This is a genomic window from Vibrio sp. STUT-A16 (assembly GCF_026000495.1).
Classification (GTDB): domain Bacteria; phylum Pseudomonadota; class Gammaproteobacteria; order Enterobacterales; family Vibrionaceae; genus Vibrio; species Vibrio diabolicus.
The window spans coordinates 2000766-2015574 of record NZ_AP026765.1 but is presented as its reverse complement, the minus strand read 5'-3'; the positions used below and the strand labels follow the sequence as shown (position 1 = coordinate 2015574).

The 14809-nt window shown below is 43.8% G+C and carries 15 protein-coding genes; 3 read left to right on the top strand and 12 right to left on the bottom strand.

Annotation, left to right across the window (positions count from 1 at the left end; genetic code table 11):
• The first annotated feature begins 432 nt into the window (after positions 1 to 432).
• Positions 433 to 591 carry a hypothetical protein gene (locus OO778_RS09710; RefSeq protein WP_005377784.1) on the top strand — a complete coding sequence of 53 codons (159 nt, stop codon included), beginning with the start codon at positions 433 to 435 and terminating at the stop codon, positions 589 to 591.
• Between the two features lie 31 nt (positions 592 to 622).
• On the top strand, positions 623 to 1357 hold the full coding sequence (locus OO778_RS09705; RefSeq protein ID WP_012841883.1) for a hypothetical protein: 735 nt from the start codon (positions 623 to 625) through the stop codon (positions 1355 to 1357).
• A 91-nt stretch (positions 1358 to 1448) separates the two neighbouring features.
• On the opposite strand, the gene OO778_RS09700 is transcribed toward OO778_RS09705, so the two are convergent.
• A complete protein-coding gene (locus tag OO778_RS09700; RefSeq protein WP_005393414.1) occupies positions 1449 to 1832 on the bottom strand; it encodes a hypothetical protein in 384 nt (127 codons plus the stop codon).
• A 100-nt stretch (positions 1833 to 1932) separates the two neighbouring features.
• Positions 1933 to 2298: a VOC family protein gene (locus tag OO778_RS09695; protein WP_104969377.1), complete on the bottom strand. Its 366-nt coding sequence runs from the start codon at positions 2296 to 2298 to the stop codon at positions 1933 to 1935.
• Positions 2299 to 2517: 219 nt separating this feature from the next.
• Between OO778_RS09695 and OO778_RS09690 the strand changes: the two genes are divergently transcribed.
• Positions 2518 to 3774 carry an MFS transporter permease gene (locus OO778_RS09690; protein WP_104969378.1) on the top strand — a complete coding sequence of 419 codons (1257 nt, stop codon included), beginning with the start codon at positions 2518 to 2520 and terminating at the stop codon, positions 3772 to 3774.
• Positions 3775 to 3887: 113 nt separating this feature from the next.
• Here the strand turns inward: OO778_RS09690 and OO778_RS09685 are convergent, their stop codons facing one another.
• The 10 genes from OO778_RS09685 to proW form a co-directional block, all read right to left on the bottom strand.
• Positions 3888 to 5837: an LTA synthase family protein gene (locus OO778_RS09685; RefSeq protein WP_258616378.1), complete on the bottom strand. Its 1950-nt coding sequence runs from the start codon at positions 5835 to 5837 to the stop codon at positions 3888 to 3890.
• Positions 5838 to 6002: 165 nt separating this feature from the next.
• Positions 6003 to 7436, bottom strand: coding sequence for an ATP-binding protein (locus OO778_RS09680; RefSeq protein ID WP_257888389.1), 1434 nt, complete (start codon positions 7434 to 7436; stop codon positions 6003 to 6005).
• Complete coding sequence (locus OO778_RS09675) at positions 7426 to 8082, bottom strand: response regulator (RefSeq protein WP_005393404.1); 657 nt, start codon at positions 8080 to 8082, stop codon at positions 7426 to 7428. Before OO778_RS09675 ends, OO778_RS09680 begins: the two co-directional genes overlap by 11 nt.
• Positions 8083 to 8085: 3 nt before the next feature.
• A complete protein-coding gene (locus tag OO778_RS09670; protein ID WP_164666128.1) occupies positions 8086 to 8721 on the bottom strand; it encodes a hypothetical protein in 636 nt (211 codons plus the stop codon).
• A gap of 14 nt (positions 8722 to 8735) precedes the next feature.
• Positions 8736 to 9530, bottom strand: a complete 795-nt coding sequence (locus OO778_RS09665; RefSeq protein WP_264909485.1) for an SDR family oxidoreductase — start codon at positions 9528 to 9530, stop codon at positions 8736 to 8738.
• A gap of 8 nt (positions 9531 to 9538) precedes the next feature.
• On the bottom strand, positions 9539 to 10222 hold the full coding sequence (locus tag OO778_RS09660) for an iron-containing redox enzyme family protein (RefSeq protein WP_182033441.1): 684 nt from the start codon (positions 10220 to 10222) through the stop codon (positions 9539 to 9541).
• A gap of 25 nt (positions 10223 to 10247) precedes the next feature.
• Positions 10248 to 11807: an AMP-binding protein gene (locus OO778_RS09655; RefSeq protein ID WP_258616376.1), complete on the bottom strand. Its 1560-nt coding sequence runs from the start codon at positions 11805 to 11807 to the stop codon at positions 10248 to 10250.
• A gap of 80 nt (positions 11808 to 11887) precedes the next feature.
• A complete protein-coding gene (locus tag OO778_RS09650; RefSeq protein WP_256936249.1) occupies positions 11888 to 12499 on the bottom strand; it encodes a thermostable hemolysin in 612 nt (203 codons plus the stop codon).
• A 216-nt stretch (positions 12500 to 12715) separates the two neighbouring features.
• A complete protein-coding gene (proX, locus tag OO778_RS09645; protein WP_005393392.1) occupies positions 12716 to 13723 on the bottom strand; it encodes a glycine betaine/L-proline ABC transporter substrate-binding protein ProX in 1008 nt (335 codons plus the stop codon).
• Positions 13716 to 14807, bottom strand: coding sequence for a glycine betaine/L-proline ABC transporter permease ProW (proW, locus tag OO778_RS09640; protein ID WP_046874899.1), 1092 nt, complete (start codon positions 14805 to 14807; stop codon positions 13716 to 13718). Before proW ends, proX begins: the two co-directional genes overlap by 8 nt.
• Positions 14808 to 14809: the final 2 nt, after the last annotated feature.

Below are 14809 nucleotides of genomic sequence, written 5' to 3'. Positions count from 1 at the left end.
TGCAGTCTTCATCGGAACAATTACTCAATTAAATGAGTAAAGGTTAGTTAATGATGCTGGTCATCATTAACGTGTGAACTCTATCATGTTTTTGGTCCATTTCAACACCCTATGTCAATTTATTTTCAACGAAATAACCCCACTTATTTTCACGGAGCTATGTTTACCCAAGTTTTTTGTGTGAGTAACTGCATAAACAAAACTCATTGGGCTAGGGAATAGAACCAAGAACACACTTCAGAACGATAAATGTGTTTCGATTATTACGGCATAAGTTATTCAATTGAGAACACAAATTTGATTAAAATCGAAGCACTTATTTTAAAATCTACGCTAAGTTGACCTTATGGGGCGTATAAATGAGTTACAATAAATCTTTGTGAAACCGTCTATGGACCTAGGCAGTTTTTCATAAGTGGACAAGGAGGCGGTATGACCAGATTATTAGCCATTGCGGTGTTGATTGCAGTAGCATTTGTGCTGTTTCGTTATCGAACCAATGAAAAAGTCCAAAAAGCGACCGTTATAACATTAATTGGCGCCTTTCTGATTTATACAGCATCGATTATGTTTGCGGAATTGATCCGCTAGCAAAGTAAAAGAGTCCTTGGAGTAGTATACGGTGAGTTCTCAGAACAAGATGGAAGAACAAGACGACGTTGTTGTCATTGAAGAGCGTGACAAACGTACTCATATCTATATCGCGATTGCTGCGGTATTAGGCTTGGCATTTGGTGGCCTTGTTGGATCGATTGTCACTGCGAACAAGTGGGAATCGACTTATCATGTGCTAGAAGAAAAATACCAAGCGTTGACGCAAGATAAAACGCAGTTGGTGTCTCAAGTAAAAGTGCGCGAAGAAGCGCTCGACCAAGAAATACAAGATAAAGTCACTGAACTGCTCGTTGCGAAAGATGAAGCGCACGAGAAAGCGCTTAAGAAGTTACAAAAGCAATTGACTGAGGTCGAGAAAGTTAACTTGTCGCTAGAGTCTCAATTGAAACAACAGGCAGATAAGATCAATACGACGAAGTCGGAAAATGAGAAGTTGAGTCGTCAAGCGGATATGCAAGCGACTATCTTTGAACGATCGCGCGAGGTGTTTCAAAAAGAGCTGAAAATTTCGCAAGAATTGGAGTCTCTAGAGAAAGAAAGGGCGAAATTATTGCCTAAGATCGAGAAACTCAAAAAAGAGTGTGATGTATTTTTGGAAGGTAAATCTTGGGACGTGAAATCGGACGCGTGTGATAAACACGATGAAGCCAATTCACGACTAAGTCAGGTCGATCAAATGATTGAAGTTTATAAAATGGATCTCAAGCAAATCAAAGCAATAACTGAAGATATCGGCCTCTAGATCTTTTATACCTGATTTTGGAAAGTAAAAGGAGCTCTTTAAGAGCTCCTTTTTCGTTGCTAGCTTTAAACTCGGGAGCTAACGTTTATTCTTAGATACGCGAGGCGTCATAGCCCGAAGCAAGCAGCAATTCTCGCTCATGTTTAATCAGTTGGGCGCGATCTTCAATCAGCTCATTGAGAGCTAGTGAGGGCTTGCCTGCTAAAGCCTTGAACGACTCAAAAGATTCCGCGGTGTCGATTTTATCAATCATCTGACTGATGACATTACGAGCCTCACACGGGTTACTCGTAGTGGTAAAGTATTCCACTTGCTTTGCTGCCGATTTCATCTCTGTCAACAGCTCAAGTGGGCTGCTCTCTTTTGCTACCGCCATGTAGTTATCCAGCACGCGCTTTGCGTAAAGCAGTTCTTTGAGGGGGATATCTCTTCCACTCTCGATTAGAGATTCGCTAAGGATCATACTTGAGCTCATGGGCATTCCTTCTTATATACAACGCAGCTTTTGATGTTTCCCTGAGTCTAATTTATTGAAGTCACATTGGGAATGGGTAAAAAGCATTTTTAACGCATTTTTATTCACTAATGAAAACGCGAATGCGATGTTTATCCGGATCGGTAGCCACAAAATTTAAGCCATACACCGAAGTCATTGGTGGTTGAGCAAACTCAACGCCCATGTTTTTCCAACTGTTGTAAACGTGCTCTAACGTATGGCGCTTGCGCACTGCAAATGATAACTCGGTGCCACCACCTTTGATGTCGCTGGAAGGGGAAAGAACATCACTTTGCTTGAGTGTCAGTTTTAAGCCATTTGCGAGTGGCATAGAAGCAAATGTTGGAGACAAAAACGTGACTTCACAATCAAACAGTTTCGAGTAAAAAGCTTGGCTTACTTGGATGTCCTCAACATAGAGAACGAATGAATTGATAGTTAGCATGGTCTGTTTCTCAGTTTACTAGAAGTATGAGGTTGAATCTAACGGAAGGGTAAGACAGGCTTTGTCAGTAGACCAAGTTAAAGTACCTTGTTTGAAATAGTGAGAAGTATCACTTTCAATTTTATTGGCTCAGGATCGAGCATATGAACATATCGTTTGCTTTGTATTTGATTCCATTTATCTTCTCGACATTTCCTTGTCAAAAGCAATCCCGTTCATATGTGTAAAACGATTAGTTCACTGTTAATTATTATTTTTTGTGTTACATGTTCATTAAGTATTTCAGCAAAAAATATAGAAAAGAAAGAAAGTCAAATTTTAACTATCAATGAAATCAATAATAAAGAAAAAATTCGTGATCTTACAGAAATAGAAAGAGTGAGCCTTTCAACTATCTATCTTCTTTACAAAAATGGAGTGATAACGGAGAGTGAAGCAAACCAAGAGTTTGGACACTTTCTCGAAAATGAAGACAGAAAAAATGCCTTATTGAAACTCGCTCACATTGATGACGCTCAAAAAGAACTGAAGCAAGCCGAAGAAAGCAGTGACTGGGTGAAACTATTTAACTTAGTTAACTTGATGAAACTATGTGGAGTGTTGCTTCTTATCGCTGCTGTTGCTTATTTTATCGCTCAAACCTACGAACTTCTTCAAGATATCGGTAGGGTATTTTGGCGACTTATTTGCACATTACCCGCGATTTGTTACCAGATTCTATTTGTTATCATTGGCTTAACCCTAGCCTTAGTTCCAATGATTATCAGTATTTCAGAAGCGCAATATGTTGTCATTTTTGGTGTGTTGCTCGCTTATGTCGCACTAGTATGGTGGACTATTCATTACGAAGAGCAGTCAGAAATTCTCCTAGAAAAACTCTCCTTGGGTTTACCAATTGGTATGGTTTGGTCTTTTTATCATGCTATTTACTTTGGCTTTTTTGCCATCCGCGAAGAGATCGCATTTTTACAGCTAGTGACATTTTCATGGGTTGTTCTTGGTATTGCAGTGGGAAATTTTAGGTTATTTAACTTTGAGGACAAACCTTACAAAGGAACAAAGTGTTTTTCTTTAGCGTTATCATCGACCATTGTTACTTGCATAATACTATTCTTAAACCAGAGTTCAGATTGGATTACGCCATATTACAAATTTACTTATTATGGGTTAGTGCCATTGCTGTTGTTGTCCTTTTCTATTTCGGGTTTTTATCTACAAAAACCAAGTTGGGTTAAAAAATTTTCAAATATTATGATGTTTTCACTCCTATTTATTAGCGCACCCTTACCAAGTTTTGGTCTGGATAACTTGTACGCTATGATTAATAGTGGTGTATTTGCCTATGGTTTTATCACGATAACAACGATAGTATTTCGGGTCAGCTTTCTGTTTGGCTTGATATCAACAAGCCTCGTTGTTTACGTGTTGGCCTTAGTCATCGAACACAATCCTGAAAAGTTCATTCTCTACATATGAACTATGATTTTCTAGATACAAAGTGTGCGTTCCTCCATGTACTCTAAGAGTGAAGAGTCTTACAGAATAAAGAAAAGGAGCCAGTGGCTCCCTTTTCACTGAATCAGCGGATATTAGTTGGTACGTTTCGAAGCGTACCAGTTGTTTTGATACGCCTTAGATGCAAACAATGCGTTTGCTTTTGCGCGTTCAACAACGGATTCATCGACTTCTAGCGGTTTCATGGTTTGGCTATCAAAGTCGTACGCCAGGGTCGATACTTTTTCACCAGGAGAAAGCACAACTAGGTTGTCACGCGTTAAATAACCAAAGTTTTTGTCGTATTGCATCATTGCGCGTTCATCTTCGCGAGCCAGTGGTTTCGTTAAATCACGACCAATCATCGGCGTTTTGGCGTCTACGCCAATAAGAGACAACAGCGTAGGCGGCATATCTATGTTGTTTGCGATACGGTCATCTTTACGTGGTTGAATGTCTTTACCAATGATCAATGCAGGAATATGGAAGTGCTTAACTGGAACCAAGTTAGCACCAGACACGCGGGCATCGTGGTCTGCAATGACAATGAAAATAGTATCATCCCAGTAGGATGAGTTTTTCGCCTTTTCAAAGAACGTACCCAAAGCGTAATCTGAATATTTCACCGCGTTGTTACGCGTCATGTGTTCGGAATCGTATGGCTCAATTTTACCTTTCGGATACTCGTAAGGACTGTGATTGCTTGACGTAAAAACTAAGCTGAAAAAAGGTTTGTCGCTTTTTGAAAGGCGTTCAAACTCTTCGTCTGCTTTGTTGTATAAGTCTTCATCACTGACCCCCCAAGAGCCAACAAAGCTTGGGTTATTGTAATCATCTTCTTCGACGATTTGATCAAAACCATTACCGAAGAAGAAGGTTTTCATGTTATCGAAGTTTGCTTCACCGCCATAAATAAATTGCGTGTGATAGCCTTGTGCTTTGAGTAAGTCTGCGATGGTAAAGAAGCCTGTTTGGCTTTTGCTTAGTTTCACCACTGCGCGAGAAGGGGATGGTGGAAAACCCGTGGTTACGGCTTCGATACCACGAACAGAACGAGTACCCGTTGCGTACATTTGCGTGAACTGCCAACCTTCAGCCATGAGTTCATCCAGGTTTGGCGTAAGAGGCAGACCACCCAAAGAACCCACAAATTGCGCTCCTAAGCTCTCTTGTAGCAAGATCACTAAGTTCTTACGTTTACCATGGTAGGTCGCAGGGTTACTGTTCATGGTTGGAAGCAATGTAGGATCAAAGTCGGACTTTTTTGACGAAGCGCGAACTAGCTCCAGCATCTTTTTATTATCCATCTTGCCATAGAACTGCTCTGCGCTTTTTTCTGACTTCATGCTGTTGACAGCAAACAGCAGTGAGTAAGATGAGTTTAATGCTAAGTCGTTAAGCAGTGGATCGTTAGAAAACGCCACCATGGCAGGGTTTAGCGGGCGGTGTCCTAAAGACGAACGTGCGCCTGCAACACCAAGAAGCACAACGAAAATTGCTAATAGTGGGCGCCACTTCCAGTTGATCTGCTGTGCATTGTCGGTCAGTTTTTTGCTCCACTTCCAACCCAAAACTAGAGTTAATGCCGTGCCTAACGTGCCAATAAACAGCTCTAGCTTATAGCCAGTCCAAAGCATGCCCATGACCTCTTTCGGATAGATAAGGTATTCCACAAACAGACGGTTTGGGCGTAGGTCATATTCTTGAATGAATGGTGCCGTTGCCAGTTCCATATATACGAGAATCCAAAGCCCTAAAACCATCCATATGCGCAATATCCATTTCCAGCATTGCCCAATCTTGCCGTTTAATGGCATTAGGGCAGAAAGCAGTGCAGGGAGGATGAATAACCAGCACAGTGTTGCAATGTCTACGCGTAAGCCTTGGCCTAGGATGTAAATTAAGTCGTTGAAAGAGTCAATTCGATCAAGTTGCCAAAAGGCGAGCAAAACGCGTGAGATAGACAAAAATATAAGTGAAAACAAAGAAAAAGCAGCAATTGGCTGCAAAGGCCCCCACACAGAGCCCTTAGATAAGTTTTTCATATTTATTCGAATAGTTTAATTGTTATGTTGTGTTGTTTTTAACAAAGCAAGCGTGAAATAAACGTGAATTATAATGTGGGTTTATGGTCGAGTAGTGTAAGTGTTGGTATGCCTATGTAAGTGTGGAATGAAGCTCATGTTCGGCTGGAACATAAATTAAACAGGTTATGGTCTGTATCGCTTTTGTTTGCACTTTTGGAAAGTGACGACAAACGTATTCCTACTATTTTCTCTGGGAATGAGCTCAAGTGTTGCACGGTGTAGTGCTGTAATGTCTTTGCAAATTGACATCCCTAAACCTGCACCGTCGCCATGTTCAGAATGACCCCGATAAAACTGTTCGAAGATTCTTTCACGAGTTTCTTTCGGGATTTCTGGGCCAGTATCGGAAATTAAGACTTTGATTGTATTATTGTTCTCAGTGACGCTGACTTGTATGTCACTGTGCTCGCCGGAGTAACGAATCGCATTATCGACGAGGTTACGAAATAACACCTCTAACAACATTCGATCACCGGATATAGCGATGTTGGAAGATGATAAACTGATGTCTTGCTTATGCTTCAATGCTAACGGTGCCAAATCAGCAACAACGGTTTGCAACAAAGGGGTTAGCTCAACGGTGTCGAATACACGTTCTGATAAGCTATCTACTTTAGCTAAAGTCAGTAGCTGATGGATAAGGCGGTCAGTGCGTTCAATGCCTTGCAGAATGTTGTGTAAATCTCCTCTCAGTTGCTCCGGATCATTACTTTCAAGTGCATTTTCTACGTTAAGACGAAGGATTGTTAGTGGGGTTTTCAGTTCATGCGCTGCAGCACGTGTAAAGCGTTTCTCTCTTTGCCAGGCTAACTCTAGTTCAGAGAGGAGAGAGTTGAGCGAATCGACAAGTGGTGCGAGTTCAACGGTGTTGTCTTTTACATGAATGCGATCTAATCGGTGTACGTTTCTTTGTGTGATGGCGGAGCGCAGGTCGTTAATCGGTCGGAAATGTTTATCGATCAGCCAAAACAGCAAAAGCAACAAAGTTGGTAGTATCAGCAATTGTTCTATTGATGTGGATAGGGCAATTTCGTGGATGATCTCTTTACGTATCTTGTATTTTTCTGCAACCACGACGTATTCATTATCATGTTTTGTTTGTGGCTGTGAAATCTGAAATGTACGCCATCGTGTACCGTCTTTTACAATATCAGCGTAGCCGTTATTACCAAAGGACGTAGAGAGTGCGTGCAAGGTTTGATCAGAGCTCCAGAGCAGTGTGTTGTCTCGATAGAATTGAAAAACCAAGTTTTGTTCATAAGGGTGGCCGAACGTTGTGACATTGTCATCGTCAGACTTTGACATTGACTCAATGTTTTCCATCCACTCATTAAATAATTCTCGATGGTTAGCGAGAGTCCTCTCTTCCGTTGAAATTGAGAGCGTCAGCAACATTAATTTTGCGGATTGTCCAAGCCTAGCGTCATAAACTTCTTCGACCTCGTGCTTCGCAGATTGGAAACTGAAATAAAGTGAGATGAGTAAGAGAACACTTACCAACACGCCTACTGATAGAGTTAACTGACGTTTGATCGAGTACGATTTCTTATCTTTCAAGAATGTACCCCACACCGCGAATATTTTTAATGACCACTTTGGGTGCTTTTTTACGCAAATTGTGAATATGAACTTCGATAGCGTTGTCGCTTGAACCTTCATCCCAGCCGTGCAGTGATTGTTGCAATTGCTCCTTACTTTGCACGCGTCCTGCGTTCGTCATCAAACTGGTGAGGATTTTAAATTCATTGCGTGTGAGTTTAAGCGGCGCGTCATCGTAGCGAATGCTTTGTTCCGATAAGGATAAAGATAACTGCCCAACTTGAATGATTTCTTCTGCACTACCGGATTGACGGCGAATCAACACACGCAAGCGAGCGAGCAACTCTTCGAGTGCAAACGGTTTTCCGAGGTAATCATCTGCGCCGCCATCAAGGCCTTGAACGCGATCGCGAATGTCGTCTCGTGCGGTAAGTATCATCACTGGGAGCTTGAATCCGCCTTTGCGAATATTACGCAGAACTTCCAATCCATCGATATCGGGGAGAGTGAGATCCAATATTACGGCGGTGAACGCTTCTGTTTTGAGTGCGCTAGTCACGCCAGACCCTTTTTCCACCCAATCCACGGTGTACCCATGGCGACTTAATGAAGTCACCATGGATTGACCGAGTAGTTTGTCATCTTCTACGAGTAATAAGCGCATGGTTTATTTCAGTCTCCCAAGAGTCGCTTCAATTTCCAGTTTTCGACCTTTATCCGCCAAAGGTCGGTCAGGGCGAGGTGACGCCTGCATTGCGCGAGTCAAATACACTTTCGCTTCCTTGTCTCGACCTTCTTCTGCAAGGAAGTCTCCATAAAAATAGTTCGGATCGATGCCTTTTGGATTGATCTCTAACGCTTTTTTCAACATTTCTTCGGCTTTATCGTCATCACCAAAGCCAATTGGCCACCCCGGAACTTTGTAATACAAAGAACCTAAACTGGTGTATGCAGAGCCATCAAGCGTTTGCGGAGACGTTGCAATTACCCCTTCGAGTAAAGATTTGGCTTCTTTGGCGAGTGATAGTGCACCTAAGCCACCTTGAGCACCAGCCAGCGATGCTTTATTGATTGCCAGCCAAACAGTGAGTTCGGGATTGCCGGGTTCTCTGTCGAGATAAATACTGGTTTTGGCAATCGCGCGATGGAAGCATTGTTCCTTTTCGTCATCGTCAGGCGTGCTGTACTGACATTCCGCCCATTTCTTTTGAACCTGTTGCAGTGGAGCATTACCTGCCAACGCAGCGGTCGAAGCTAACGTTGAACAAATCGTCAAAGCGCAAAGTAGTTGTTTGGTATTCATCGTCCATGTCCTCTTCAGTGACTGACTCGGTTTACGTACTGGTGAATGGTTTCTTGTTGCTTACGAATCGCAGAAGAAACCACACTTGGAAGCAATTGATTGATGCGAGCAAAAAGCTTTTCTGGCCAACCAATCCATTTCGCGGAAATTTCTTTTTCCAACATGGTGACAACGTGATCGGCTACAACTTGCGACGAGTCCGTTTTGTTACCCAGTTGTCGATTCATTTCATTGACGGCATCGCTATTGAGTGAGGTTTCTGTCGCTCTTGGTGCCAAATACAGCGCACGGATTCCGGTTGCGAACAGCTCTCTGTCGAGCGATTCGGTAAACCGGTGCAATCCCGCTTTTGCCGCGCAATAGGAGGTATAGCCAGGGTAGCCAATTGAGCCGAATGTTGAACCAATATTGAGAATTACCCCAGGCTGTTTTAACCACGTTAACGCCGACTGGCACAGCAGCATCGGCGCGACGAGATTGAGTTGGATTTCGTCTGCAATCTGCGTTGGTCGTTTGTGGCTTAACAACGAGAAATCGTTGCTACCCGCATTGTTAATCAGTGCGTCCACTTTTTGATGTTGACGCGCTCGATCTTTAATCGTTGTTAATCCTTCTGATGAGGTGATGTCTGCAACGACTAGGTTATGGCGCTCTGGATTCGACAGTTCACGCTGTAGTGTTTGCAAGCTCTCTTCGTTTCGCCCAACAAGAATGAGGCTGGCACCGCGTTTTGCTAACTCTTGCGCGATGGCTTGCCCAATTCCGCCCGTTGCGCCTGTCAGGAGAATGGTGCTGTTGTTAATGATCATGCTTCACCTCACGCCGCTTGTTGGGTTGAGAAAGAAGGCAAAGAACGCAGCATTTGTCCGTACAATGCGAACACCATTTTTGCGGAGTCGATGATGACTTGTTGATCTTCCACTTTGGTGATTTTGTTCATCAGTGATTCAAAAAATTGCAGATGATCTTGGTCTAACACGCTGTGTGAAACTAGGTAAGTCATTGCCGAAGGCGGTAGGCTTAGCGTTGACTGGATTTTTTCAGCCATTTGGCCACCAATGCCGACGCTGGTGCCTTCTAATACCCACACCATGCCAAACAGCGCGAGTGGGTTGTGGCGGTCAATGTTGTGGTAAAGGTAGGAAACCATCAGTTCAATCGGTGCACCTACTTGACCTACATCTTTGTTATTGCGCACTGCTTCGGCATCGCCGCCGCACGCTTTGATGTCATTTAAAATCCATTCTTGATGGCCTTTCTCTTCCTCGATGTACTCGGCAATAGCATCTCGTACCCATTCGTATTCGCCAGATAGTCGGCCTCCACACGCCATCAGCAAGGGAACAGTGTGCTTGACGTGATGGTAAGCTTGGGTTAGAAAGGCGATATACATATCTTTGGAAATGTTGCCTTGTTGAACTTCTGCGATGACTGGCGCAGTTAACATTGCTTGTTGAGCAGCGGCAGTGCTTTGTTTGAGTTGTTCGAAAAATAAAGTCATAACCTTCTCCTTAAGAAGCCGTTAACTAAGATGCAGTTTGGAAAGACGTAATGTGTTGCTGGAAGGGCAAATCGATGCGTTGGAGCTTTTGCGCTTGCAGCGTTAATTCAGGCGTTGTGCTCGCTAATAACTGAGCCACATCATGTTCGATTTGATTTCGTTTGAGCTTGCCGTTATCCGTGTACCAACCAGAGATGGCTCGTGGGTTGTCAAGTAGCAACAAGGTTCGGATTTGAGCGTAATCGGGTAGGGTTTGGTTTAATACATGAACCTTTGCTTCGACGTCTTCGCTATTGGCAATGACAGCACATAATGTTTGTTGGCTATCGCCTGTAACGATCAGTGGCGTCATCGGCAAAAACGCCAACGCTTCTGATTCAATCCATTCCGGTGAGACATTTCTGCCGTATGCGGTGACGATAAGGTTCTTCTTGCGTCCTGAGAGAGTGACAAAACCTTGCGCGTCAATTTGGGCTAAGTCGCCAGTTGCCAACCATTCTTGAGTAAACGGCTCATTCAAATAACCAAGAGCAACGTTGCCTTTGACGAGCAGTTCACCATCTTCCGCGATACGAATCTGAGCGTGGGGAAGCGGTTTGCCACACGTTCCTGCTTTAAATGTAGCTGGTGTATTCAAACAAACGACGGAGCCACATTCAGACAAGCCATAACCTTCAAACGCAGGGATGTTCAGCGCATGCGCGGTGTTAATCAGTTGCGACGACACTCTTGCGCCGCCAACGGCGACAAATTTTAGAGAATCCACAAGAGAGGGCTGCTGTTTCGCGATGTGAATGAGCGCAAGCAATAATGCTGGTGTTAGCACTAAGCTTTCTGGTTTGATGGTCGCTAATGCTTGCGCAAACAAACCCGGTTCGAATTGGCTTGAACCGAGTAAGCCGGTTTGCTCTCCGGGTAAAATATATGACGTCACGCCCAACATGAGTGGAACATAAACGCCTGTTATGTTCTCGAGAAGCGTCGATAACGGAAGCAGCACTAAGTGCGAGTGCGCCGCGCTGTTTACTGCGTCGGCGAGCGATTTCGCCACCAAACACAAATGATCATTACTTAAACACACGCCTTTAGGCTGACCCGTCGAGCCAGAGGTAAAGGTGATTTTTCCGGTTTCTGGTAGATAAGCTACCTGTGTACCTTCATCTCCCAACTGGTTACGACGCAGCAAAGGCAAATTTGCAATGGAAAACGGATGGTCTTGCTGGTTAAAGCTTTGCTTAGGATGAGAAGCCAACCATGCTTGCCAATCGCCAACTAAAGCATCGACGCCTGATTGCTCTAACGTATGTTCAACTTGTGCATCAGAGAAAAAAGTCGGAATAGGTACGACGACTATGTCTGCCGCCATCGCCGCCAAATCAACAATGGCCCAATCGATGCTGTTTTCTGCGCGTAGCGCGAGTGCTTTGATGTTCTGTGCAATAAGCTCGGCGGCAACGAGTTCGATCTTGTTTAACAATTCAGAGTAAGTCAGTTCAACGGTTTGATTCGCTTCGTAGCCGACAAGTGCTACTCGATCTGGTGTCGTTTTTGCCCATTTTGTAATGGCATCGAGGAGAATATTCATACATCACCTATATTTTGGCGTTTTGTTTAACCAAGTTGTTCTGGTTGTGTTTGCGGTTTTAACGACGTTTACTTTTCTATCTAGGCTTGTTTACGTTTTTTTTCTTGGACTAATCGAAGGCGCTCTAGTCCTTTTTGCAAATTGCCAGCTAACACACGCGGTTGATGTTCGTAGTACGAACCCCAAGTGGACTTGGCATAGGGGACTTTATTTTGATCGGCCTGCGCGATGATATGAGGCTCCAATCCTAGACGCGCCATCATTGCGTGAAGAGGGTCTGTCGCGGTGAAGATGCACCATTCAAAACCGAGATTGACCAGCATTTCTGCGATCAGGTAGAAGTGCAGAGATGACATGCCCTTAGCGAAAGATGCCAAGTGACCAAACTCCACTAAGTTCGAACGTTCTACGTCGCAGCTAAATACGTTAGAAACCAGCTTTTGGGCGTCGTCTTCTAAATACTGTTCAAGGAACAAAGGTTCATCTTCGGCGATGCGAAAGCCGCATACGGAAATAATTTGACCGCCGTCAATGAGGGTTAAATACGCCGGCATAAACTGTTTGAGCTCGGCAAAGAATGCTTCTTGATAACGCTGAGATACATGCTCGATAACTTGGCTCCAAAGCGGATGCATTGGATAGACAATGTCTAAAGTAAAGCCATCTACAGAAATTTGTGCATGGTGTTTCATGAGCGCTTCCTTTGTTTGATTGGTTATCAACAAAATAAAACGCAAAACTTAAGAAACTCTTAAGGAATGAAATTAAGTAGAAACTTTAAGAAAATACTGAGGAGCAGGGCTCAATATTGTTGCAACCCTTTTTACTACGGTGAATAAAATAAGAGCCAACCGATGTGATCGGTTGGCTCTAAAGTTAGGTGTCACGTATTTTAATGGTTGTGCCGATTACATGGCTGCTTTTTTAGCTTCGTCTACCCATGCGTCGAACTTTTTCTGGTTCGCTTTGATCCAGCCATTTACATGAGACTCGATGTCTGCTGAGCTGTTCTTACCTTGGCTCATCATCATATTCTGCGCACTAACATCATTGATGTTTAGCTTGATGATTTCAAACAGCTTCGCTGCTGCTGGGTTCTTTTCAGTAAACTCTTTGTTCGCAACGATGCGCATAGAGTTCATCTCAAAGCCGTAGTTCTTACCGTTCTCTAGTGTTGTGTCGATGTCCTTACGCTCACCAGGAAGTGAAGAGAATGGCACTTCTAACCACACAACATCTTTACCCGGAACTAAGACGCCACTTACCCAGTAAGGTGTCCAAGTGTAGTAAAGAATCGGATCGCCTTTTTTGTAACGAGAAATCGTGTCAGCGATAATCGCAGCGTAGTTACCTTGGTTGTGCGTTACTGTGTCACGAAGCTTGAACGCATCCAACTGATGCTCAACGACCATTTCACAACCCCAACCTGGGTTACAACCTGTTAAGTCCGCTTTACCGTCACCGTTGGCATCGAAAAGCTTCGCCAGTTTTGGATCTTTTAATTGACCAATATTTGTGATGCCATATTTTTCAGCGGTTTTTTTATCGATCAAGTAACCTTGCGCAGCACCACTTACATATTGACCTTTGCGGAAAAACTTATCATCACCGCCAGACATCGTGTACTTATCGGCGTGAAGAGGGAACCAACCTACTGCTAAGAAAGTGGCGTCGCCTTTAGCAATAGAGGTATAGCCTACGTTGTAATCCACTTCTTTAGTTGGTTTTACATCGTAACCAAGCTCTTCAAGTGCACGGTTTACGATCAATGTTTGAAACGTTTCCTCTGCAACGGTTGATTGAACTGGCTGAACAGTCACACCTTCACCCGGTAGTTCGCTTGCCACACCATAAGTTGAAAATGCGATAGTACTTAGAGCTCCAACAGAGAGCGCTTTCTTCCATGAATTATTCATTGATGTTTCTCCTAAGTTTTAGATCGTCTTGGTTCGTCTTTGTTTTCAGTTTTAATAGGTATGAAACAGGACCTGTGTGATACCAGCGAAGCTTGGTGTTACCCGCATTAACCCCTAATACTTGGGTAATACGGTCTAATAAAATGGCAAGAATTACGATGCCTAAGCCACCGACAGCAGCAAGACCCATATCAAGTCGGCCGATACCACGAAGTACCATTTGGCCCAAGCCGCCAACCGCAATCATTGAAGCGATCACTACCATAGAAAGTGAAAGCATCAAGGTTTGGTTTACCCCTGCCATAATCGTTGGTAACGCCAATGGTAATTGGATGCGGTAAAGCATCTGTTTTTTGTTTGCCCCGAAAGAGTGGCCCGCTTCGATCAGCTCTTCAGGTACTTGCTGAATCCCTAAAATAGTCAGGCGCACAACGGGAGGCAGTGCGAAAATGATGGTTACTACAACGCCTGGAACGTTACCAATACCGAACAGCATAACGATTGGCACTAGATAAACGAACGCGGGGGTCGTTTGCATTGCATCGAGTATTGGTCTAACAAATTTGGCTGCGGTTTGGCTTCTCGCCAACCATATCCCCATCGGTAGCCCGATAAGCAAACAGAAGAAGACGGCGGTTAAAACCAGTGCGAGCGTTGTCATCGCCTGTGACCACGCACCAATTAGGCCGATAAAAACAAGGGATACAAGCGTTGAAAAACCGAGTTTTACATTGGAAAACTGCCACGCCAGCAAAAATAAAATGAGCACCATGATGGGCGCAGGTGTGGACACCAAAGCAGTTTCAAACGAGGTAAGAATAAAGTCTATTGGAACTCGAATTGCTTGGAAAACAGGGCGACCATGTTCCACCAACCAGTTCAATCCCGATTCTACCCAGCTATCAAGTGGTAGAACCGCATCTTGGAATGGGTTCATAATGTCGAATGGCGCTTGCTCTACAGTTTCTGAGCTTAACCAGTCATTACTTGGGGCAGCGTCAGCACCTGCACCTTGTGACCAAGGATCATCTTGTGCAGGAGCGGTATTCGACCAGGGATCATTGTTAGTTTGCTCTGAAGACATCG